The sequence below is a fragment of the Brevibacterium jeotgali genome (assembly GCF_900169175.1).
In the GTDB taxonomy this organism is placed as follows: domain Bacteria; phylum Actinomycetota; class Actinomycetes; order Actinomycetales; family Brevibacteriaceae; genus Brevibacterium; species Brevibacterium jeotgali.
The window spans coordinates 103,398-127,496 of record NZ_FXZM01000006.1 but is presented as its reverse complement, the minus strand read 5'-3'; the positions used below and the strand labels follow the sequence as shown (position 1 = coordinate 127,496).

Here is a 24,099-nt window from a genome sequence, read left to right as displayed (position 1 = left end):
AGCTCAGCAGCCGTCAGTCCTGCAGGAGGCCGACGAACTCCTCGGTGGAGATGACCGGAGCGAAGAACTCGTTGATGCGCTCGAAGGCGGCCTGCTCCTGTTCGGGCTTCTGGGCTCCCGTGGTGTCGCCGATGACGATCGGCAGGAAGCCGTTGTCCCGCGCTGCTCGCGCGTTGCCCTCGATGCACCAGTCCAGGTGGATGCCGGCGAGCACGATGACCTCGACCCTGCGACGTGCCAGGTCACCCATGAGGTCGGTCCCGACGAAGGCGGTCTGGAACGCCGTCTCGAAGAATTCCCGGTCACCAGGCTCCACGAGTTCACGCAGTTCGCCCACCAGGGTGTTGTCCCACGCGATCTGCTCCGGCGTCGCGTCGATCGCTCCGGTCCACGAGTGGTACTGCACGCGGTCGAAATCGGACTTCGGGTAGTCGTCGCGGAAGATCGAGTAGCCCACCCAGTTGAAAGCGAAGTTCCCGGCCCGCCGCGCGGCGGCAGCGGCTCGCACGGTCTTGTCCAGCGTGCCACGATGCGCGTGCCCCTCGGCGTACTGAGCTCCGCCCGGCCGATAGCAGGAGTTCGACTGCCCGATGGATACGAAGGCTGCGGGGCGCCTGAGGATCTCCCGCAGGTCCAGCTGCTTCCAGTGGTCGGCAAGCGGGGGGATCGCATCGGTGTTCGTGGGTGGGAGCCCGGCGATGACGTCGCCGGGGAGCTCGAGCGGTTCGAGCGGGCTCACACGATCGAATCCGGTCACGGCCGGGCTGGCAGTGGTGGTGTCAGTGGCGGTGTCAGTGGTGGTGTCAGTGGCGACGGACATGGGTCCTCCTCGTGGATCGGGACATTCCTGCGCGATGGACGGGTCACCGTGCATCGCTCCTCACCTGCACGCTAGGGACCCGTCCATCCTGTCCGGGCGGGAACGTCACGGAACGACACACGACGACTCGTGCCGTCACACGCTTCCGGCGTGGCACGCTGGATCCATGAGAGACCCACTCCGCCGCCTCACTCTGCGGATCGGCATCGTCGTCTACGTCTGCGGGCTGCTGCTCACCCTCCTGATCGGCCCGGACACCGTCCCCCAGCACGTCGGCTCCAGCGGTGAGGTGAACGCGTGGGCCTCGAAGTCGAGCCACGTCCTCGTCATGATGGGGCTGGGAGCATTCCTCTTGCTCGTCACCGTCGGTTCGAAGGCATTGGTGTCACGCGTCGACGCGTCGTGGATCAACCTGCCGGACCGCGCCGCGCACGCCTACTGGACGGCGCCGGACAATCGTCCGACGTTCAATCGTCGTATGCGTGCCGACATCGACTTCCTCATGGGCATCACATTCGTCTTCGTCGCGATCATCAGCACCACCGTGGCACTCACGGCTCAGCGGACTGAGTCAGCAGGTCCGTTCGGGATCACATCAGTCATCGCTGTCTCGATCTATCTGGCTGCGATGATCGGCTACTGCGTCTTCCTCGCAGTCGGGGGTCGCTACGCGGTGCCCGACGATTCCTCAGGAGCCTGATCGGGCGCCGTCTCCGCACCCGCCTGACCGGGCGCCGGGTTCAGCTCCATCGCACGCGCAGCCTCCTGCCGTCGTGCGACCCGCTTGCGGCCTGCGCGGAAGAGCTCGTCGAGCGCGAAGGCCATGATGAGGGTCAGTGCGAAGAAGCGCAGCAGGGTCAGCAGCCCCATCCACGTCGAATCCAGTCCCGCAGACTCGTCCAGTGCTGTGACATCCGCGAGCGGCACCGCGATGGCGAAGCCGAGCTCTGTGAGGAACCACAGTCCCATCACGGGGAGCAGACGCACCGACAGTGCGGCGAACGGCAGCAGCCACAGGGACATCGACGTCGACGAGCCGGGCGCCACCACCACGGACAGCGCCAGGAGGGCCGTGATGGTGAGCACCGTCTGCTGCAGGTGGGCGACGTCGTCCGTCTTCTCCAGCCTCCTCAGCAGATCCAGGCGAGAGGACGTGGAAGAGGACAGGTCTTCCGCAGTGGCGTTGTCAGCATCGGTGTCTGCGACCTCGGCGGCGGCTGTGGGGGCGAGCATCATCCGCGACGCGGCCATAGCGGTGATCGCGACGACGCCCAGCGTCCAGACGACCAGCAGACCCGTCACGAAGGTGGGTTCGTCGCCCCACCCCTGAGCCAGGACGACGGAGGCGATCGATCCGCGATCCACCGCGTCGGCCATCCAGACTGACAGGCGTGAGGGGAGCCGTCCGTCTGCCAGGGTCAGGAGACCCGAGGCGAGAGCGAAGCCGGCGAGCACGAGGATCGCGTTCCCCCGATCGCGTGAAGCACCGATGAGGACCCCCACCAGCACGATGAGCCCGAGCGGACCGGTGAAGGCCGCCACGGCGAGCATCGCACCCGCGGACAGCAGCGTCGGGGTGGTGCGTGCGCCGCTCAGCAGGACGCAGGCCCAGACCGCGAGCGCGACGCCGACGGGGTCCAGTGACTGGCCGATGCTGAACACGATCACCGGGGACACGAAGGCGACCATGGCCCACGACAGGCTCACCGCACGCGAACGGGGTGCGCCGAAGCCCAGCGCCCGGGCCAGTGCGAGCACGCCCACCCCCATGGCGGCGAACGCTGCGGTATTGAGGACCAGGAGGAAGCCCATGGCCTCTCCCGCGGTGGCGCCCAGACTCGACATGAGGATGACGAACCAGTAGGTCAGAGGCGCGAAGCCGGCAAGGCCTGAGGTGACACGTCCTGCGGCGTCCGGGAGCGCGTCGCTGCCCATCGCCAGCGCCACGGGCGACTGACACAGCCGGAACCCCGCACGGGGCAGCTCGTAGCCGCCCGTCTGACACGTCACCTGCAGCAGCAGCCCCACGAGCACGGAGAGGCCGAGCAGCCCCAGAAGAACCCACGCGAGGCTGGCCGAAGCGCGGCGATCAGTGCGGGCGAAGCGGGTGCCTGCACCGCCCAGCAGGGGTGCGGCGACGTGCGCAGGTGACGCCGGGTGCCTGCTGTTCACGGGGGTCCTGTCCATACGGGCCAGCCTAAGTGACGCGGGAGTGGGTCCGGGAGCGCGCGGGACCGACGGGGACGAACCCACCGCGAAGGACGGGCAATTCGAGTGCGCAGGACTCGGACGCCACGTGCCATGAGATCACTCGAGTGCTGCTCACTCGGCAGTCTGGCGAACTGTGCGGGTCGTGAATCGCCGAAGGTGGCCCCGCGTGCTGCGGGGCCACCTTCGGTCGACTACCTGTTCTCAGGCAGCGCGGGTCTCATCCAGTCGTGGGGATGTCGTCCGGCAAAATCCCTCCACCGTCGGAACCATTGTCGGAACCGCCGCCGTTGGAGCCACCGTCAGAGCCGCCATCGGAACCACCGTCGGAGCCGCCGTCGCTGCCGCCGTTGGAGCCACCGTCAGAGCCGCTGTCGGAACCACCGTCGGAGCCGCCGTCGTTGTCGCCGCCGCCTGATCCGCCGTCGTCGGAACCGCCGTCCTCGTCTCCGCCGTCTTCGTCGCCCTCGTCCTCTTCAGGCTCTTCGGGCTCCTCTTCACGAGCGTCGTCTCCGGAGTCCTCCTCGGAGGAGTCTCCTTCGCCACCGCCCCCGTTGCCGCCCGGGTTCTGCGGCTGCTGCGGCTGCTGCGGCTGCGGGGCCGGGGCGGGTGCCTGGTCGGGAACACCGGAGTCGTTGGCCGGCTTCTCGACCTGCGGCAGCTCACCGCGCTCGGGGAACTGCTCGACCGGCAGATCCATCGCGTCGACCGCACCGATCATGTAATCGGTCCACACCATCGTCGGGAAGGAGCCTCCGGTGATCTCACCGCGACCGCCGTACGGCCCGATCTCGACCGGGTTGCCGTTCCCGTCCTCACGGAAGATCGACACGGCGGTCGACAGATTCGGGGTGTACCCGGCGAACCATGCCGAATACGCGTTCTGCGACGTACCGGTCTTTCCCGCAGCCGGGCGTCCGAGGTTGTTTGCATACGAACCGGAGCCTCCGGTCACCACATTGCTCAGCGCGTAGGAGGTCTCAGCCGCGACGGCCTGGTCGATCGCCTGGTCGCCCTTCGCCTCCGCTTCGTGGACGACCTCTCCCTCGGGATCAGTCACCGAATCGACGAAGTGGACCTGGTGATGCACGCCCTCCGCTGCGAACGTCGAGAACGCACCGGCCATCTGCGTGACCGTCGGGCTCGCTGTGCCCAGCACGTTCGACGCATTGGTATCGAGCCCCACAGTGTTCTCCGGGAAGCCCGCGCGCTGTGCGACCTCCATGGTGTTCTCCGGTCCCACCTCGATGTTCAGCTGCGCGTACGCGGTGTTGATCGACGACTGGGTCGCCCGCAGCAGGCTCACGGATCCGTAGGAGGAGTTGCCGTAGTTGCCGACAGTCCACGGCGTGCCGTCGAAGTTGAAGGTCGTCCCGCTGGTGCCGGTGAAGTAGTCCGTCAGGCGGAATCCGTTCTCCAGGCCCGCCACGAGGGTGAAGACCTTGAAGGTCGATCCCGCCTGCGCCGTGTCCTGGGTGGCGGAGTTCTGTGCCCGCTCCAGGTAGTCCTCTCCGCCGTAGATCGCCACGACGCCTCCGGTCGCCGGATCGACGGACGACAGTCCCACGTGCATGCCGTCGTTCAACTCCGGCAGCGCCTCGACCGCGTCCACTGCGGCCTCCACCGCGCCTTCGTCGAACGTCGACACGATGTCGAAGCCGCCGCGGTTGAGCTCGTCCTCCGTGTAGCCCACGGACTTCAGCTCGTTCATGACGGTCGACAGCAGGTAGCCGTTCTGGCCCTGATACTGATTGTCCTTCGGGTTCTCCTTGACGTCCGGCATCTCCGTCGATGCCGCCTCCTCCTCGGTGAGGTAGTCCAGCCTCACCATTCCGTCGAGCACGTACCGGAAGCGGTCCTCGTACTGCTCCGGCTCCTCTGCCGGGTCGGCGGCGCCGGGGCGCTGGATCATCGCCGCCAACAGGGCGCTCTCCGCCACGTCGAGCTCGCTCGCCGGCTTGTCGAAGTAGTTGTTCGCCGCCACCTCGATGCCGTAGCTCTGGCGCCCCAGGTAGATCGTGTTGAGGTAGTTCGCCAGGACCTCGTCCTTCGAGAGCTCCTGATCGATCTTCAGCGAGATGAACATCTCCTGGACCTTGCGGTCGATGGAGCGCTCATTGGTGAGGTAGAAGTTCTTGACGTACTGCTGGGTGATGGTCGATCCGCCGCCCGCGTAGTCGTCGGTCACGACGCCCCACACCGCCCGGGTCAGACCGCGGAACGAGATCCCGCGGTTCTCATAGAACGACTGGTCCTCCGCTGCGATCGCAGCCTGCCGCACAGCCGGAGAGATCTCGTCGATCGACACGCTGGTCCGATCCTCCGCGGAGAACGACCCCACTTCCGTCTCACCGTCCTGGTAGTAGACGGTCGACGTCTGGCCCGAGGCCTCCACGTTGGGCTCGGGGACGTCCGTCACCGCGTAGCCGATACCGAAGGCACCCAGTCCCAGCGCGACGAACAGCAGCACTGCGACAGCCCAATGGCGGAGAGCGGGGACCCACCTGCGCCAGCCTGTCCGGCCGGGGCGGGGGTAGCCGACCCAGCGGGCGAACCGTGAGGACGCGCCCTTGGCGCCGTTCGCCGTCGCGGCGGCGCCGGCACTGGCCTTCGCACCCGCCTTCGCAGCGGTCGAGCCGCTGCGATGACGGCTCTGCGAACCGGCATGCCTAGGAGTTTCGGGTGGGGTCACGGAGTCCTCCGCTGTCGAGGTGTGGGACGGGTCATCGCACAGCGGGACATCACTGCAGCGGGAGAGACCCGGCAGTCGCATGCACGTCCAGCGTGCCGACAACCCGTCGATTCAAGCACGCATTCATGGTAAGCGCCTGAACGCGCACCGGGCGGTCAGAATGCGCCTCGCCGTGCCGGAATCACATCACATCGTGATGCGCTTCACCCCTTGAGCGCCGGAAAGTCCGTGTCCGCCCATTCCCGGACCCCAGGTTCCGCATGCTCGGAATCCCCACCGTCGACCGTCGATGCACCCGAGGTTCCCGCGGATCCGGCCCCGCCTGATCCGACCACCGCACCGGCGGAGGGTACGCTTCCGGAATCCCCGTGGAGCTCCCGCTCGCGGGCCCGCAGCTCGACGCGGCGGATCTTCCCGGAGATCGTCTTCGGGAGGTCAGCGAACTCGATGCGCCTGATCCGCTTGTAGGGGGCGAGGTTCTCCCGGCAGAAGCGGAGGATGTCCTCGGCGGTCTCCGCCGTCGGCTCGAACCCGCCGCGCAGCACGACGTAGGCCTTCGGCACCGCGAGGCGCAGCGGATCGGGCGACGGCACGACCGCGGCCTCGGCGACGGCTTCGTGCTCGATGAGCACGCTCTCGAGCTCGAAGGGCGACAGGCGGTAGTCGCTGGCCTTGAACACGTCGTCGGCGCGCCCCACGTACGTGTAGACCCCGTCCTCGTCCTTCGTCGCCACGTCACCCGTGTGATACACGCCGTCGATGAACGCCTCGGCAGTCCTCGCTTCGTCGCCCCAGTAGCCGATCGTCAGCCCCAGAGGTCGCGGGTCGATGCGCAGGCAGATCTCGCCCTCAGCCGTCTCCTCACCCGTCGCGGGATCGATGAGGACGGGGTCGTAGCCGGGCATGGCGACACCCATCGCGCCGGGCTTCGTCCGGTGACCGGGGGGATTGCCGATCTGCAGGGTCGTCTCCGTCTGCCCGAAGCCATCACGGATAGACACACCCCATTCGCGCTCGACGATCGCGATGACCTCCGGGTTGAGCGGCTCACCGGCCCCCAGTGCCTTCTGCGGCGGAGTCTCGAGCCTGCTGAGATCAGCCTGGATCAGCATGCGCCACACCGTGGGCGGAGCGCAGAAGCTCGTCACGCCCACACGATCCATCACGCCCATGAGTTCGGTCGCATCGAACCGCGCGTAGTTCACGATGACGACGCAGGCGCCCGCGATCCAGGGGGTGAAGAAGTTCGACCAGGCGTGCTTCGCCCAGCCGGGGGACGCAATGTTGAGATGGCGGTCTCCGGGTTCCAGACCCATCCAGTACATCGAGGACAGGTGCCCCACGGGGTAGGAGGTGTGGGTGTGGGCGACCATCTTCGCCTTCGACGTCGTGCCGGAGGTGAAGTAGAGGAGGAGGAGCTCGTCGGCCCGGGTCAGCTCGTCGGTCTCGAACTCGTCGGATTCGGCAGCGGAGTCCGCGTAGGACACGGAGCCGTCGCCCACGGCGGCTGCTGAGGAGTCGGGCACGTCGATGACGACGCGCACGATCTCACGGTCCACGTCGTCGAACTTCGCGGCGTCCTCGGCCGCGGCGACGACGAAGTCGGCTTCGCCGCGCACGGCGCGGTCCTCCAGGTCCTTGGGCCCCAGCTGCACGGTGGTCGGCAGCAGCACGGCGCCCAGGCGGATGCCGGCGAGCATCGTCTCCCACAGCTCGACCCGGTTGCCGAGCATCACCATGACGCGGCTGCCGCGTCGCACGCCGGCATTCCGCAGCAGGTTGGCGACCTGGTTCGACCGACGGCGCAGCTGATCGAACGACCACGTCTGCTCGGTGCCGTCGCCCTCGATGATCCACAGTGCGGGATCATCGTTCCCCCTGGCCAGGGGATCGAACCAGTCCGCGGCGAAGTTGAAGTGCTCGAACTCCGGCCACGCGAAGGCGGCGCGGGCGGCGTCGATGTCCAGTCGATGGGTGAGGAGGGAGTCTCGAACGGTGCGGAACTGCTCCGTGGCGGTCCCGGCCGAATCCGCCTGCGGTACGCCGTCATCGGCTGACTGGACTGTGGCCATGAGTTCTCCTTCGAATCCTGGGGCGGCCATGCGGGAATGCGCACGCACGACGTCTGCGGCAAATGTATCAGCCGCGGTATCAGTCCAGGTCGGAGGCTCGGATACGCCGATCCGGCAGGGGTGTCTGCGGATCCGCAGGCTGGCTCAGCCCTGCTGCGCGTACCACTCGCGCAGGCGGCGCTCCGCTTCTTCCGGTCCGACGATCCCGTCCTCCATGCGGATCTCGAGCATATGGCGGTATGCCTGCCCGACGAGCGGACCGGGCGGGATCCCGAGGAGGTCCATGATCTGCTTCCCATCGAGCTCCGGGCGGATGGAGTCGAGCTTCTCCTTCTCCTCCAGCGCCGCGATCCGGTGTTCGAGGTCGTCGTAGTTCCGCGCCAGTCGCTGCGCCTTGCGCCTGTTGCGGGTCGTCACGTCCGAGCGGGTGAGGATGTGGAGGCGCCGCAGCTGATCACCGGCATCCGTCACGTAGCGGCGCACGGCGGAGTCGGTCCAGCCGGCATCGCCGTAGCCGTAGAACCGCAGGTGCAGCTCCACGAGCTTCGCGACCTTCTTCGTCGTGTCCTTGTCGAAGGCGAGCGCCTTCATCCGCTTCGCGGTGAGCTTGGCGCCCACGATGTCGTGGTGGTGGAACGTCACACCGCCGTTTTCGTCGAACCGTCGTGTCCTGGGCTTTCCCACATCGTGCATGAGCGCGGCGAAGCGCACGATGAAGTCCTGCGCGGCGAACGCGGACGGATCGTCCGGATCGTCCACCGCGTACCTCGGCTCCAGCCCCACGGTCTGGTCGAGGACGGTGAGGGAATGCTCGTACACGTCCTTGTGACGGTTGTGCTCGTCCTGCTGATCGCGCAGTGCGGCGAACTCGGGGAGGACGTGGTCGCCGATGCCGGTGTCGACGAGCAGCTCGATGCCCGCCCGTGGTCGCAGGCCCGTCACCAGCTTGATGAGCTCATCGCGGACGCGTTCGGCGGAGATGATGTCGATGCGCTCGCTCATGCGGGTCATCGCCTCGCGGACCTCGGGGGCGACCGCGAAGTCGAGCTGCGAGGAGAAGCGCGCACCGCGCATCATGCGCAGCGGGTCGTCGGAGAAGGAGTCCTCCGGTGTGCCGGGCGTGCGGATGACACCGGCGGCGAGGTCCGTGAGACCTCCGTGCGGGTCGACGAAGACGCGACCGGGGAGGCGGACGGCCATCGCACCGATCGTGAAGTCGCGGCGCACGAGGTCGTCGTCGAGGGTGTCCCCGAAGGCCACGACGGGCTTCCGGGAGTCCGCGTCGTACTGCTCTGCCCGGTAGGTCGTGATCTCGATGAGCCGGTCGCCCTTGCGCAGGCCGATCGTGCCGAAGCGCTTCCCGATGTCCCAGTGCGCGTCGGCCCACCCCTTGATAGTGGACAAGATGTCGTCGGGGCGGGCATCGGTCGTGAAGTCCAGATCGGGCATGTCACGGCCGAGCAGAGCGTCGCGGACAGAGCCGCCCACCAGCGCGAGCTCATAGCCGCGGGCCGCGAACCTCTGCGCCAGCGGGTCGAGGACGTGGGAGAGCCCGTCGAGTGCCTCGAGCATCCTCGCGTGCGCCTGTGCTGCGTCCACGCTGTCTCCTCCTGATCGGTGCCGTCATCCGTGGCCCTGCGGGGCCCGGAGCGCGCACAAGCCTACCGGCCCGGCGGACAGTGCTCAGCGTCCGGACGGCTGAGGACTGTCGTCGCCCTCGCCGGGTCCGGTCGCGTCCCCGCTTCCATCGCCGCCCGCAGCCGCAGGGCTCCGTCGTCCGCGGTCAACGCCCGCCTCACATAATTCACTCCGGTCATCCGGACCACCTCCTGCGATCCAGAGAAGACCCTCTCACTCTGTGAGGGTCAAGTGGGGCGGATGCCCGCTGACCCGTCACCGCAGCACACATCAGACCGCGAAAGCGTGCACCAGTGACGACTCACTGTGCGGGTGTGCGGGAACGACGACTCGGCCACGTCCCTACCCGACCTCCCACCCTCGTGGCATCAGGGGATCTCCAGAGCGCTTGGTTAGAGTGTGACCATGTCGCGACCCATGCCCAGACCGAGGATGCCGAAGCCGGGGCCGTTCCCGGTGCGCTCCTCCACGACGGAGGAGACCTCCGCGGGCGGCATCGTCGTGGATTTCGAGGCCCCCACACTGGATGTCGCGATCATCGCCCGCATCAATCGGGCCGGTCGTCTCGAGTGGTGCCTGCCGAAGGGCCACCTCGAGGACGGCGAGACCTCCGCTGAGGCCGCACGTCGCGAGATCGCAGAGGAGACCGGCATCGTGGGCAGCGTCATCGCACCCCTGGGATCCGTCGACTACTGGTTCTCCGTCTCCGGCAATCGCATCCACAAGGTGGTGCACCACTTCCTCCTCCGTGCGACCGGCGGCGCCATCACGGTGGAGAACGACCCTGATCATGAGGCGGTCGAGGCGGCATGGGTGCCGCTCGACGAGCTGGGTGAGAGGCTCTCCTTCGCCAACGAGCGCCGTATCGTCGCGGCGGCCCGCTCGCTGGTCTCCATGCTGCAGACCGACCGGCGCTGAGCTCTCCTGTGCCGTCCGCTCTCCGCCGCCGCACCCGCACTCCCCTCGTACGATGGGCCGCGGGTGCAGCTGCGTGCGCACTCGCACTGACACCGCTCGCGTGGGGCACCGATGCCCGTGCCCAGCAGCTGCCTGATGCCGGCGCCGAGGCCCCCACCGAGGACCCGACCGCCTCACCTCGCGTCGTCATCGACGAGGTGAGCCCGTGGATGGAGCGCGACGGAGCACTCACGGTGACCGGGCGCATCGTCAATCCGACCTCCGCGGACTTCTCACCGAGCCGCGTGGACCTCGTCCGCTCGTCGAACCGCCTCGCGATGCGCGACGACGTGAACGACTGGGTCGAGCAGCAGACGGCGACGGTCCTGCTCGCGAGCTCTGACGACGAACCTCCCGAACCGCCTGACGACACCGGCGACGGCCAGGACGACGAGGGCGATGAGGACTCGGACGAACCGACTCTCGAGGTGCCGGACCTCCCCACGACCATCGAGCCCGGGGAGCAGACGGAGTTCACGTTCACGATCCCCGCCGATCAGTTCGGGACCAGCGGCTCCGCCGTGAGCACGTGGGGCGCGTACGGACTGGGCGCAGCCCTTCGCGGGACCGCCGCGGCAGAACCGGAGAATCCTGCGGGAGCAGGCACGAGCAGCGTTCTCGCCACCGCGCCCGCCTTCACCGTGTGGCATCCGGATCCCGGCATCGATCGCACCGAGGTGACGACCGTCCTCCCCATCACCCTCGACGCGACGGACACGGACGGGGGACCTCTCATCGAGCCCGAACTGCTCGAGCAGGCCGCGGATGCAGACGCCACAGGCGACTACGCCGGTGCCCTCCGCCGTGCGGTCACCGCTGCGGACACTCTGCCGGAATCGGTCCTCGCGGTGGATCCGCGCCTGCTGGCCTCTGTCACCGCCGCTCTGGACCTCGCAGCGGAAGCAGACGAGGGAGCGGGGGACCAAGGAGGCTCAGACGGAGCCGACGGGCTCGGAGAGTCCGGGGAGGGCGACGAGCCTCAGGAAGACACCGGGAACGGAGAGGATCCGTCACAGGACGCTCCCGCAGACAATGATGCGCCTCGTCCCGGTGCAGACGTGCAGACCCCTGACCCGGCAGAGGACGACAGCGGAGGCGCGGGCGGTGAGGGCGACGGGACGACGGCGCCCGACGGTGCCGGCGACCTGCCCACCGCGCCCAGCGATGAGGTCCAGGAGTCCTACCCGCACCTCACTCAGTGGTACGAGGACTTCACAGCGCTGGCGCACGATCGCGAGATCGTCGCCCTCCCGTGGGCCGATGCGCACCTCACCTCGCTGTGGCACTCGGATATGAGCGCGCTCACGCAGATGGCGATGGAGGAGCGCGAGCTCGTCGAGTCGACCCTCGGAGGAAGCACCGACGTGCTGTGGCCGGCATCCGGGACGGTCCACGCCGAGGACCTCGACGCGATCGCGGAGGCCGGCGCGGAGACCGTGATCCTCTCCGACACCCAGCAGCCGTCGCTGACCTGGTACACGTCGTCGGCGAACTCGGCGGTCTCCGTCGACGGCGCCCGACCACAGCCCGGCGCCGCGGAGGATCCGACGGACGGTGCGTCCGCGGGCGAACAGACCGTCCTGCGGACGCTGGTGGCCGATTCCGGACTGTCTGAGGCGGCTGCGGCCCATTCCACGGGGGATTCCGCAGCGCCGGGGCAGTTCCTCGCCCTGTCCGCAGCGGTCACCGCAGAGCGGCCCTTCGACTCCCGTTCGCTGCTCCTCACCCTGCCGCGGACGGCTGCCGGGACCGGCCTGGCGGACCTCGCGGACGAGCTCGCCGGTGCTCCCTGGGTCAACGGCGCCGCCCTCGACCAGCTGATGGACACGGAACCCGTCGCCCGAGGCCCCCTCGTCGAGATGCCCGAGGTCGCCGGCACGCATGCATCCGACGCGGAACCGGAAGCAGGTGTGCCGGGTGCTGGCGGAACCGACGCTGACCGGTCCGGCGGCGGTCCGGGCGAGCTCGGAGCCGAGGCCGATGCTCACGCCGGGAAGCAGGCAGCGGATGCGAGCACATACCTCGCATCGCTGCAGGAGCAGTACACGGCGGGAACGGAGGCGTCCCACGCCTTCGCGGATGCGGAAGCCGCGCGCCGCGACATGGCACGGACACTGCTCGTGTGCACGGGCACGGGCGTCATCGAAGCGGATCGCGCTGACACCTGCACCGAGCACGCGACCGGATGGGTCGACAGGATCGCGGAGGGTGTGCGCCCGGAGCCCGGGTCCTCCGTGCTGCTCGTCACCGGTGAGCAGGCGATGATCCCCGTCCGCATCGAGAACTCGACAGACCGGACCGCACGGGTGCGCCTGCACGTCGAATCGCCCACCCCGCAGCTCAGCACCGAAGTCTCCGACATCGTCACACTGGGCCCCGAGGAGTCCCGCAGCGTGGATGTACCGGTGCGCGGCCTCGCGAACGCGGACGTCAACTCGACCGTCCGACTGCTCACCGTCGACGGCGACGTGCTGCCGCAGAACACCGAGCTGCTGATCCGTGTGCGCGCGGACTGGGAGAACACTGCAACGATCGCGATCGGTTCCGCTCTGGCGCTCGTGCTGGTGGGCGGCCTGTTCAGGACGTTCCGCCGCGGGCGGCGTAAGATCCCCAAGAATCAGCTCGACGCGGCGGTCGCCCGCGCAGAAGACGGGTGACCACCCGGACCGTCGAACACCCACCACCTCCGAGCACCTCGTTTCCCCTGCGGAAGGACGTCAGTGGCCGCACGGCTCTCATCCCTCGCCAGATCCTCCGCAGTCATGACCGCGGGCACACTCACCTCGCGCCTGCTGGGCTTCGCCAAGGCGATCCTGCTCGCCACGGCGATCGGTGTGACGGTGGGCGGCACCGCGGACGCGTTCGACGTGGCCAACAAGGTCCCCAACAACCTCTACATGCTGCTGGCCGGCGGCATCCTCAACGCGGTGCTCGTCCCGCAGATCATCCGGGCGGCGAAGCGCCCGGACGGGGGGCAGGACTTCGTCAACCGCCTCCTCACCCTGGCGATCATGGTGCTCGCGGGAGTCTCCGTGCTCGCGACGCTCGCGGCTCCGCTGCTGGTCCGTCTGTACTCGTCGACCGAGTGGAGCGACGACAAGCAGGCGCTCGCGATCGCCTTCGCCTACTGGTGCCTGCCGCAGGTCTTCTTCTACGGGCTCTACACGATGCTCGGCCAGGTGCTCAATGCGCATTCGAACTTCGGCCCGTACATGTGGGCGCCGGTGCTCAACAACGTCATCGCGATCGCCGGACTGGGAGTCTTCATCTTCCTCTTCGGCACGGGTCGGGCAGGCGAGCACGCGGTCGGCACGTGGGACGCCACGAAGATCACAGTGCTCGCCGGCTCCGCGACTCTCGGGGTCGTGTGCCAGGCCTTCATCCTCCTCTGGCCGCTCAAGAGGATCGGTTTCAGCTTCCGGCCCACGTTCGGGTTCCGGGGTGTGGGACTGGGGACCGCAGGGAACATCGCGACCTGGACGTTCGGCGCGGTCCTCGTCGGCCAGCTGGGCTTCATCGTCACGTCCCGCGTCGCGGCCTCCGCCTCGTCCTCGAGCGGGGAGGTGAGCGCCTCACTCGCGGCGTACACGCTGTCCTACCTCGTCTTCATGCTTCCGCACTCACTCGTCGCGGTGTCGCTCGCCACCGCTCTCTTCACATCGCTCAGCACCTATGCGGCGGAGAAGGACACGGCCTCGGTGCGGGCCGCACTGGGTCTGGGGCTGAGGCTCGTCGGCCTCGTCAACGTCTTCGCAACGGCCACGCTCATCACGCTGTCGACGCCCGCGGCGATGGTGATCAGCGGTGGGTCGGTCGCCGAGGGGAGCGGGATCGGGGCGCTCGATCAGGCACGCGCCATCGGCCCCGTCATCGCGACGATGGTCGCCGGTCTGATCCCGTTCAGCGCGAACTACCTGCTCCAGCGCGTCTACTACGCATACGAGGACGCGAAGACTCCCTTCTGGGTGCAGGTGCCTCAGATCGTTCTCACGGCGATCGGCGTGGTCGCCTCCGGTCTGCTGCTCCCGGGGCAGTGGATCCTCGCGGGCATCGGCGTGTCGATGAGCATCGGCTACGTCTTCGCGGCACTGGTCTCCGCCACACTGCTGCGCCGCAAGCTGAAGCGCCTGGGAGCGAAGGACCTCATCGTCTCGCATCTGAAGTTCGGTATCGCGGCACTCATCGCCTCCGCAGTCGGCGCGGCGGGGATGCGGTACCTCGACGAAGACCTCTACTCCAGCTGGACCGGCTCGTTCCTCGTCTGCGCGGTGGGTGCGTCTGTCATGCTCGCCGTGTATCTGGGCGTCTGCTATCTGCTGCGCGTGCGGGAGCTGCATCAGACGATCCAGACGGTGCGGACGAAGCTCGCCACGTAGGGAGCCGGACACACCCGCACCGTCGACGGCGGCCACTGTTTCGCTACTGAGATGTACATGTGCTGGTTTCGTGACATGAGGTTCCCAGTCCACGCACATCCATCGGGATAAACTGAAGGACGCCTGCGATGAAGGTCCATCGCGGCGTGAGCTATTCATCGGGAGGGCACCAGGTGCGGATCGAGCGCGGTACTGTCATCGCAGACAGATACGTCGTCTCCGCAATCGAAAGGCCCTGGCTCGCCGACACCCCGGAATCGGGCGTCGTCTGCCTGGCTCTCGACGCCATCCTCGACGATCCCGTCATCCTCTACGCGGCTGACGCAGAGCTGTCCGGCGGTCTGCTGGACTCCGGTCGGCGCCTGGCCCTCGTCAACGATCCGCGCGTCCCCTCCGTGCTCGACGTCGGATCCGCGGACCTCGAGGACGGCCGTCCGGTCGACTATGTCGTCTGCGAGCGCACTGCCGCGACATCGCTGGCAGAGGTGCTCTCAGCAGGACCGATCGGCCCGGAGGAGGCCCGTGCCGTCACCGGCGAGGTCTCCGAAGTGCTGGTCCACGCGGGTCGCCGCGGACTCCACCACCGGTGCCTGGGACCGGAGTCGATCGGCATCATGACGAACGGCGACGTGGTGGTCCACGGGATCGCCATCGACGCGGCGCTGTCCGAGGCTGCGCTCGGGCTGGAGGTGCAGACCGATACGACTGCGCTGAGGGAGGATGCCCTCGCGATCGTCGACATCCTGTACGCATGCCTGTCCGGTCAGTGGCCGAAGCCCGAATCGCGCGCCGGTCTGCCCGCCGCGCCGCGGAAGAACCAGCGCGTCGTGGAGATCGAGACCCTGCGGTCCGACGTCCCGGAAGACCTCACGGCCTTCCTCACCGGAGTCACCTCCTTCAGCGATCCGGGGCCGCGCTCTCCGGGCGAGATCGTCCGGTACCTGCGCGAATGGAATCGCGACAGCCTGGCGAACCTCGAAGGCTCGCCGCTGCCCGACGAAGAGCTCTTCGCCGACGACATCGCCGTCCCGGGTCACACGTCGTCCGACGGCCGCGTCGCAGAGACAGTCGCAGAGACTGCGGACTCCGCTCCAGCGACCGACCCGCAGTCCGCTGCCGCGGGGGCGGGGACCGCGGACGCGGCGACCGGGACCTCGGACGCGGAAGCCCCGGAGACTGACGCGACGGCGGCGGCCAGCACCTCGACCGGAGCCGGGACGGTCGGCGCGAAGCCGACCGTGAACCTCTCCACCGATGCACCGGTCGCACGCAAGAAGGCGACCGGCTCGACCGTCGGGATGGGCAGCACGGGTTCGCGGCCCACGACCACACCACCGCCTCGCCCCACTGCGCCCATCGCGCCGCTGCAGCGACAGGCCACCCCCGACCAGATCCAGGCTGCACTCGCGCGGATCGGCATGAGCCGGCCGGGCACATCCGGCTACTCCGCAGGACGATCGGACGGCGTCGTCACGAAGCTCGACGAGCGGATGCAGATGCGAGAGGCGAGCGTGTTCCCGCTCAGCGCCGAAGATCTGTCCGACGTCGACACCGAGGAGTGGACGCCGGAGCAGACGTACACCGCCTACGAAGACCTCTCCGCCACCGAGTACGACAGAGACGTCACTGCGCCCATCCTCGATCGCGATGCGCTGTGGGATCCGCCCGAAGACGTCTCGACGCAGTCGCTGCCGATCGTCCCGGACCTGTCCGAGGACGATGCCGCCGACGACGAGCCGCCGGATTCGGTGGCGACCGGTGCCGACGATGACGCGGACACATCCGAGGTCCCATCCGCTGATGACGCAGACCCGATCGGTTCGTCGGAGTCAGAGGCATCGACGGAGGACGACGGCTCGTGGTTCCTCGGCGGTGTCTTCACGACGCGCGAAGAGGAGATCGAGCAGCAGCGGATCGCGTTCGAGCGCGAACGTGCGCTCGAACGCCGACGTGCGGAAGCCGCGCAGCAGCGTGTGATCGCCGCCGAAGCGCGGAGCACACGACAGCGCGAGTCATCGCAGAGGGAGTCCGATCGCAGCGGCACAGCGCAGACGTCCACCGCGGCGGCATCCACGAGCACGTCGTCAGAGGCGGGCGGTGCGGCTGAGACCGCAGAGCCGACGACCGGCGGGCAGGCACCCGGTGGGCAGACTGCCGGTGCGCGGACTGCTGGTCCGCAGACTGCCGGTGCGAAGGGCGCCGCGGTGAAGGGCACCTCGGCGGCGGCGAGCCCGTCGTCCTCCGGAGGTCCGGCCGGCAGCGGGGCCGGTAGCGGGGCCGGCAGCGACGGGCCCGCGCAGACGGCGTCCGGTTCGGCAGGCGCCCGCAGACGACGGACGGTCACACTCCTCGTGCTCGCGCTCCTCGTCGTCACAGCGATCGTCATCGGCATCATCACGCTCGGCGGGTCGTCGAACGAGACGGCGGCTCCCGCGCCCGAACCCACGCAGCAATCGACGCCTGCCGACGAGGAGACCGAGGAGCCCGAACCACAGGCGGCGGCACCGGTCATCGACGAGATCACCGCGATCGACCCCGAGGGCGACGACGAGGAGAACTCCGATGAGGCAGAGCTCGTCATGCCCGGCGAGTCCGGCGGATGGCGCAGCGAGCGCTACAACACACCTGACTGGGGCGGCTTGAAATCGGGAGTGGGCCTGATGGTCGAGCTCGAAGAGGAATCGGAGATCACCCAGCTGGACTTCCTCGCTCCCACCGGGACGTCGCTGCTGGAGGTACGGGTCGGCGACTCCGACGACGTCGAGGAGGCAGAGACCGTCGAAGAGGTCGAGCTCGACGGGGACGTCACCGTCGAACTGGACGAGCCGGCGATCGGACAGTACGTCTTCCTGTGGTTCACAGAGGCCACAGCTGAGGGCGGCGGCTACCGTGCGATGATCGACGAAGTCGACATCAGCTGATCCGGCTGCGGACGGGGATCCTGGGCTCGCAGCACGGTTCCCGGCACGGAATATCGCGGTCCAGTACCGTGTTTGCCTGCTTGACAAGTCTAGGAGGGACATGACAACCCATCATCGTCTAGTGATCGTGGGCTCCGGACCAGCCGGATACACCGCCGCGATCTATGCCGCCCGTGCGAATCTGGAGCCCGTCGTCATCGCCGGGTCCGTCACCGCAGGCGGAGAGCTCATGAACACCACGGATGTGGAGAACTTCCCGGGCTTCCCGGAAGGAGTCCAGGGTCCCGATCTCATGGAGAACATGCGACAGCAGGCTGAGCGCTTCGGTGCCACCGTCGTCTATGACGACGTCACGGAGCTGACGCTGGAGCCGGGCGCCCATGCGATCGTGACCGGCCTCGGAACCCGCTACACCGCAGAATCCGTGATCCTCGCAACGGGCTCCGCCTACCGCGAACTGGGGCTCCCCAACGAGAAGAAGCTGTCCGGGCACGGCGTGAGCTGGTGCGCGACCTGCGACGGCTTCTTCTTCCGCGATCACCACATCGCAGTCATCGGCGGTGGGGACTCCGCGATGGAGGAGGCAACCTTCCTCAGCCGGTTCGCCTCGAAGGTCACCGTCGTGCATCGCCGCCAGGAGCTGCGCGCCTCACAGACCATGCACGACCGTGCGAAGGCCGATCCGAAGATCGAGTTCGTCTTCGATTCGGAAGTCGCCGAAGTCCACGGCGAAGAGGCACTCACCGGACTCACGATTCGCAACGTGATCTCAGGGGCGACGTCCGATCTGCCCGTCACGGGAATGTTCGTAGCGATCGGTTCCGACCCGCGCACCTCGCTCTTCGCGGACCGGCTGTCGCTCCGCGAGGACGGCTACCTCCAGGTCGAGGGTCGCAGCTCCCGCACCAGCATGGAGGGCGTCTTCGCCGCCGGAGACGTGATCGACCCCGTGTACCGACAGGCGATCACCTCCGCCGGTACGGGCTGCTCCGCAGCGCTGGATGCGGAGCACTACTTGGCCTCCCGTGCTCAGGCGCCTGCAGCAGTGGACGCTTCGAAGACCCCCTCGGTCGCCGTCGCAGGCGCCTGAGAATCACCGTTCGACTCTCATGCCGACAGCAGCACACGCTCACCTGATCCGTCAGCAGCGCTGACGAGAACTGAGGAGGACATCATGTCCCAGGAAGTCACAGACGCAACCTTCTCCGACGAGGTCCTGAAGGCCGACAAGCCCGTGCTCGTCGACTTCTGGGCGCCCTGGTGCGGCCCCTGCCGCATGGTCTCGCCCATCGTCGATGAGCTGGGAGAAGAACTCGCCGACCGCTTGAAGGTCGTCAAGATCAACACCGACGACAACATGCAGACCGCTGGCAAGTACGGCATCACATCGATCCCTGCGCTCTACCTCTTCAAGAACGGCGAGGTCGTCAAGCAGATCATCGGCGCACGCCCCAAGCCGGCCCTGCTCGAAGAGATCGAGCCGCTTCTCGCCTGATCTTCAGGTCTCGAGACAGAGACTCGGTCCTCAGCAGGGCATCAGGCGTCCGTTGTAGTATCAACGGGCGCCTGATCGTCCATCGGAAGACCCCTGGATCCGTCCCACGGGTCAGCGCGTCCTACATCCCACCAGAGACGAGTTCGATGACACCCCACAACTCCACCTTCCAGCTCGGAGCGTCCGACACGGTGCTGCTGACCGTGAAGGCACAGCTGTCCCGCCTGGGGTACGACGTGGGAGACGCCGACAGCCCAGAGTTCGATCGCGACCTCGATGGGACCATCAAGCACTTCCAGCAGCGCAGGGGCCTGTTCTCTGACGGCATCCTCGGTCCCCAGACGTTCGAGCAGATCGAGCTGGCGCGCCACAAGCTGGGCGACCGCATCCTCCGATTCGATCCTGTGCGTACATTTCGAGGCGACGACGTCGCGGAACTGCAGACCAAGCTCTCCGATCTGGGCCTGTACGCCTCACGCATCGATTTCGACTTCGCAGAGACCACTGACGCCGCCGTCCGCGATCTGCAGAAGAACCTCGGCCTCACCGTTGATGGGGTCGCGGGCCCCCGCACGCTCCGTGGCCTTGACGCAGTGTCGCGCGGAAGCGCATCCGGCAGCATCTTTGCGCTGCAGGAGAAGGCCCGCCTCCAGTCGTCCGGCCCGTCCCTGTCAGGCCGCACATTCGTCATCGACTCCGCTCCCGCACTCCCGATGGCAGATGACGCACAGCTCGCGCAGCATACGGCGAAGTCTGGCGACTACTCCAGGGATATCGCACAGAGGATCTCGGGCCGGCTCGCAGCAGTAGGAGCTTCGCCCTTCGTTCTCGACACCAACGAACGCGCAGCATCGGATCTCTTGGATTCGCGGGCTTCCACTCTCATCAGCGTGTCGCAGGACATGCATACCAACCCGAGCGCGAACGGTGTCGCAACGTTCTATTTCGGTACGGCGACCGGTCAGCCTTCTCCCATCGGCAAGCGTCTCGCGGAACTGATCCAGAGGGAGGTCCTGTCCCGCACCGACTTCTTGGACTGCGGCTCGCATGCCCGCTCGTGGAAGTCGCTGCACGAGTATTCGACGCCCACAGTCCACGTCGTCGTCGGCTATATCACCAACGACGACGACAGCGCACGACTGCACTCTGCTCGGGTCAGAGATTCGATTGCAGAATCGGTCGCAGTGGCTCTTCAGCGTCTTTATCTCACGGATGCGGCTGACCCGGAGACAGGGGCAGTCGATCTTGCCGCACTCCGCGATATGATCGCACGCACAGCCGACGACAAGAGCAGCGGCTGACTCTCCCGCAGAACGTCCTGCCTCACGCGCAGCAGCGTCGCGCCGCACCCGCCCACAGGCGGGTCACAGGCGGGTCGCGCAGCAGAACACCGCCGTATCGCAAGCCTAGTTCCACGTGAAACACCGTCTGTGCCACGCCACTCTTCGACGTCTCCGTCTTGCCGTGTCTTCTCTGCCAGGAACGCCGCGACCGGGTCGGCCCGATTGACGACAGCCCTAACCGCACCTTGACGACGCCAGTGTCTCTGCGAGGCACTGGTGTTGTGCTCAACGCCCTAGCGAGCTGCCCGTGCTGGGCTCACCGCCCGGCGGTTCTAGGGGTCCTTGATCGGGGACGCGTGACGGCTCGTCAAAACACATTCGGGTGATAGGAACCTCATCTGCGCGGCAGATACACCGGGTCAGTAGCCGACGCACGGGGTCAGCCGCGCACCACCGGGTCAGTGACTGATACATCGGGTCATTCGCGATTCATGGCACGCCACCGCTCCTGGATGACACAGAGCACCTGGCGCACGGCCCACAACCGTCAGGCGAATGTCACTGCCGGTTCGGATTTCGCCTTCCGGCCCCGTTGATGATGTTTCACGTGAAGCACTCGTCACACCGCGGACTGCAAACTCAGAAAGTACCCTGAAGGGCAGACGCACAGAATGGACTGGCTGCAGCGTATGCGAATCGATGAAGACACCCCCGTACCCTGCCTCCAACACTCGACCTGCCTGCAGTTGGGAAAGCCTCACCATCCGGCGCGCTTCGGGTACACACCCACGAACCCATACGCCTACACAGGACGCCACAGACCTGCCCATCCCGGCACAACCCGATCAAGCCAGTCCACCGAGCAGCCCCGCCCTACACAGGCCTGCCCTACACAGGCCTGCCCAGCACAGCACAGAGCGATTCTGCCGCGAACAGCTCACGAGTACGCCCTCAAGCCCCATTACCCGGTCAGACATCATCGGTATCGAGCCACAGCCACCACCGTTTCACATGAAACACGACCGTAGCGGGCTTCTCGAGATCAACGAAATGTCTCGTTGACACCGCTACCGGTGCCGGCCGCGAGCTCTGCGATCTCCGCAGGTCCGTGACCTTTCAGACCCGGTCTGCCATGGTCGCAGGAGTACCTCCCACGACTGACCTTCGCTGGAGAACTAGGCAATCACACTCGCCGCCACACGAGCCATTGGTATCAGACCTATGGTGAGCCGGCTCCTCGGCGGGTACGGCGCTCGCAGCGACGGCACAGCGACCGACGTGTTTCACGTGGCGCAACGTAGCGATGCGTCGCCCGAGCACGCCACCTCGCTGCACTCTGCAGGGTAGGAGTACGGCGAAGTTCCACGTGAAACGAGAGAAGGTTCGCCGCGACGTTCCCCGGCCAGGAGGCCTCGAGCCTGCTAGCCCGACAGGAACAACATCCATCAGTCTGCCTGCGTGCGCACCTACCAGCCAGGGCGCCGGACGGGCTTCAACGCGATAACGCCGCCACGAGGGATGCAGCTGCGCAGCAACAGAATCAGGAAAGGAGGCAATCAGACTGTGTTGACACGACGACCGACTCACCCACGACAACGGACCCGACGCACGCCGCACGCATCGTTGCGATCTTTGCACATTCTCTAAGAAGACCCCTCCCGAGGCGCGCAAATAGGCACAAAGCGTAGGGATCTCGACCCGTTTCACGTGAAACGCGTCTGCCGTGGGCGTCAACACCGCACATTCCTGCCACCTTTCCTCGACGACCGGGCAAAACGACAAAGCCGCGGCCATGAGACGCGCTGCACCAGTGATCGAAAGCGGATAGTCGCCGCATCAAGACCACCACTCGACGCACAGAGAAGGGCCGTCCGGTTGTGGGGATCGAGTGACTGTTTCACGTGGAACAGCCACTCGATGCTCGCGGCGAGCGATGCAAGCCGGTGACTCGGAGTACCACCAGACAGAATGACACAAAAAAGAGCGCCCACTCACGTGATGTGAGTGGGCGCCCAGATCTACTTGCAGCTATTCCTCGGTCGCTCCGCCGTCCAGTCCGAGCAGAGACAGAATCCTGCTGAGATCCTCTCCATTCGCGAATTCGACCGACAGTTTGCCCTTTCGCTTGCCCATGACCAGGTTCACGCGGGTATCCAGTCGATCACCAAGTGACCGCGCCAGCTCTGCGAGCTCCGGATCAGGCTTCCGTGTTCCACGTGAAACGGCAGATCGCTCGCCACGGTTGAGAAGGACGACCGCCTCCTCGGTTGCCCGTACTGACAGTCCTTCAGCGACGACCCGCTGAGCGAGGACTTCCATGTTCGCGGCATCGTTGAGGCCGAGGATCGCACGGGCGTGCCCGCTGGACAGAACACCGGCAGCGACCCGTCTCTGCACCATTGCTGGGAGCTTCAAGAGCCGAATCGTGTTCGAGATCTGCGGTCGTGAACGCCCGATCCTCTCCGACAGCTCCTCTTGGGTGCAGTTGAAGTCTTCCAGGAGCTGCGAGTACGCCGCCGCTTCCTCGAGTGGGTTCAGGTCGACTCGGTGCAGGTTCTCCAAGAGCGCGTCCCGGAGCAGATCGTCATTCGACGTCTCCCGCACGATTGCAGGGATCGTGGTCTTCCCAGCATCCTTCGAAGCGCGGAAGCGCCTCTCACCCATGATCAGTTCATACTGACCGGACGCATCTGCACGCCGACGCACCACAACCGGCTGGAGCACGCCGATCTCACGGATGCTCGTGATCAGCTCATCGAGTGCATCCTCATCGAACACGTCACGTGGCTGACGAGGGTTCGGGCGGATGCGATCAAGCGAGATCTCACCGAACGTGGTGCCTGGAACCGGGACCAAGTCAGACGACGCGTCGTCGGCCTCGCCTTCGGTTTCATGTGAAACGTCTGCGGTAGCCACAGCCTCCGGCGCATCCTCCTGCGGGTGCGCATCGAGCTCTTCAGTGGGGTGGGGCATCGCTCCGTCCACCGATTCAGTGGTCTCATCCACCGCTCCGGCCGCCGAATCGCGCTCGGGGTGGGCAGCGTCCTCGGGGAGGGCAGCGTCCTCGGGATGCGCAGTAATCGAACCATCCGGGTTCTGGGATTCAGCATCATCAACAACCGACGGAGCCTGCTCCGCCGCTGCCTGCTCCCGAACTGTTTCACGTGAAACGTACACCCCATCAACTGATGGCTCAGGCGGTACAGAATCGTTCAGTGATCCGTTGAGTGAAGCACTCTGATCCACGACGGGTGACGGCTGCACCCCGCTGTCGGTGGAAAGGACCGGCGTCTTGTTCGATTTACTGTGAGAAGAGACAGCCTTGTCGGCGTCGTTTGCCGTGGCTTTGGTCTTCTGCGATGCACTGGTGGAGGGGTTCGCTGCCGACCGCGAGCGATTCCGGCTCGACGATCCCGATGTCGACGAACCCGATGTCGACGAGGCCACAGGCTTCCGCGAAGAGCCCTTCGCAGACTTCGTGGCTGCGCCGGTTGTCTTTGCAGCTACCGGTGTGCTGTCGGAGGATTCCTCCATCGAACCCTTCGCTGGAGCACGCTTCGCCGAACCAGTGCGGCGGCCCGCTTGGGCACGTCGCATGGATTCCGCCGGGTCCGACGGCAGCTTCTCTCCGTCTACC

General features: G+C 66.9%; 14 protein-coding genes. 8 read left to right on the top strand and 6 right to left on the bottom strand.

The features are described 5' to 3' along the window. Positions 1-13 precede the first annotated feature (13 nt). Entirely contained in the window at positions 14-820 is an 807-nt protein-coding gene (locus tag BJEO58_RS07745) for a cysteine hydrolase family protein (protein WP_087003935.1), read from the bottom strand. Positions 821-986: 166 nt separating this feature from the next. Between BJEO58_RS07745 and BJEO58_RS07740 the strand changes: the two genes are divergently transcribed. Then, positions 987-1,520 carry a DUF1648 domain-containing protein gene (locus BJEO58_RS07740; RefSeq protein WP_087003931.1) on the top strand — a complete coding sequence of 178 codons (534 nt, stop codon included), beginning with the start codon at positions 987-989 and terminating at the stop codon, positions 1,518-1,520. Here the strand turns inward: BJEO58_RS07740 and BJEO58_RS07735 are convergent. From BJEO58_RS07735 to BJEO58_RS07720, 4 genes are all read right to left on the bottom strand, one after another. Then, positions 1,487-3,007, bottom strand: coding sequence for an ABC transporter permease family protein (locus BJEO58_RS07735; protein WP_144573774.1), 1,521 nt, complete (start codon positions 3,005-3,007; stop codon positions 1,487-1,489). The two genes, BJEO58_RS07740 and BJEO58_RS07735, sit on opposite strands and share 34 nt — an antisense overlap. Before the next feature lie 241 nt (positions 3,008-3,248). After that, the gene (locus tag BJEO58_RS07730) at positions 3,249-5,720 is read right to left on the bottom strand and encodes a transglycosylase domain-containing protein (protein ID WP_246075881.1); all 2,472 of its coding nucleotides are present in this window, start codon (positions 5,718-5,720) and stop codon (positions 3,249-3,251) included. Positions 5,721-5,923: 203 nt separating this feature from the next. Then, entirely contained in the window at positions 5,924-7,792 is a 1,869-nt protein-coding gene (locus tag BJEO58_RS07725) for an AMP-binding protein (protein WP_101588893.1), read from the bottom strand. Positions 7,793-7,936: 144 nt separating this feature from the next. Further along, positions 7,937-9,364, bottom strand: a complete 1,428-nt coding sequence (locus tag BJEO58_RS07720) for a CCA tRNA nucleotidyltransferase (protein ID WP_101588959.1) — start codon at positions 9,362-9,364, stop codon at positions 7,937-7,939. A 483-nt stretch (positions 9,365-9,847) separates the two neighbouring features. On the opposite strand from BJEO58_RS07720, the gene BJEO58_RS07715 reads away from it, so the two are divergent. The 7 genes from BJEO58_RS07715 to BJEO58_RS07685 all read left to right on the top strand — a co-directional run bounded on the left by BJEO58_RS07715 (position 9,848) and on the right by BJEO58_RS07685 (position 20,480). Further along, on the top strand, positions 9,848-10,348 hold the full coding sequence (locus BJEO58_RS07715) for an NUDIX hydrolase (protein WP_101588958.1): 501 nt from the start codon (positions 9,848-9,850) through the stop codon (positions 10,346-10,348). Between the two features lie 8 nt (positions 10,349-10,356). Then, entirely contained in the window at positions 10,357-13,044 is a 2,688-nt protein-coding gene (locus BJEO58_RS07710) for a DUF6049 family protein (RefSeq protein ID WP_101588892.1), read from the top strand. Between the two features lie 63 nt (positions 13,045-13,107). After that, a complete protein-coding gene (gene murJ, locus BJEO58_RS07705; protein ID WP_101588891.1) occupies positions 13,108-14,763 on the top strand; it encodes a murein biosynthesis integral membrane protein MurJ in 1,656 nt (551 codons plus the stop codon). Positions 14,764-14,891: 128 nt separating this feature from the next. Next, positions 14,892-17,684 (top strand): hypothetical protein, encoded by a 2,793-nt coding sequence (locus BJEO58_RS07700; protein WP_101588890.1) that lies wholly within the window; start codon positions 14,892-14,894, stop codon positions 17,682-17,684. Positions 17,685-17,784: 100 nt separating this feature from the next. Then, positions 17,785-18,774, top strand: a complete 990-nt coding sequence (gene trxB, locus BJEO58_RS07695) for a thioredoxin-disulfide reductase (protein ID WP_101588889.1) — start codon at positions 17,785-17,787, stop codon at positions 18,772-18,774. An 84-nt stretch (positions 18,775-18,858) separates the two neighbouring features. Continuing rightward, on the top strand, positions 18,859-19,179 hold the full coding sequence (gene trxA / locus BJEO58_RS07690; RefSeq protein WP_101588888.1) for a thioredoxin: 321 nt from the start codon (positions 18,859-18,861) through the stop codon (positions 19,177-19,179). A 146-nt stretch (positions 19,180-19,325) separates the two neighbouring features. After that, entirely contained in the window at positions 19,326-20,480 is a 1,155-nt protein-coding gene (locus BJEO58_RS07685) for an N-acetylmuramoyl-L-alanine amidase (protein WP_101588887.1), read from the top strand. Positions 20,481-22,490: 2,010 nt separating this feature from the next. On the opposite strand, the gene BJEO58_RS15185 is transcribed toward BJEO58_RS07685, so the two are convergent. Beyond that, entirely contained in the window at positions 22,491-23,996 is a 1,506-nt protein-coding gene (locus tag BJEO58_RS15185; protein WP_246075884.1) for a ParB/RepB/Spo0J family partition protein, read from the bottom strand. Positions 23,997-24,099 lie beyond the last annotated feature (103 nt).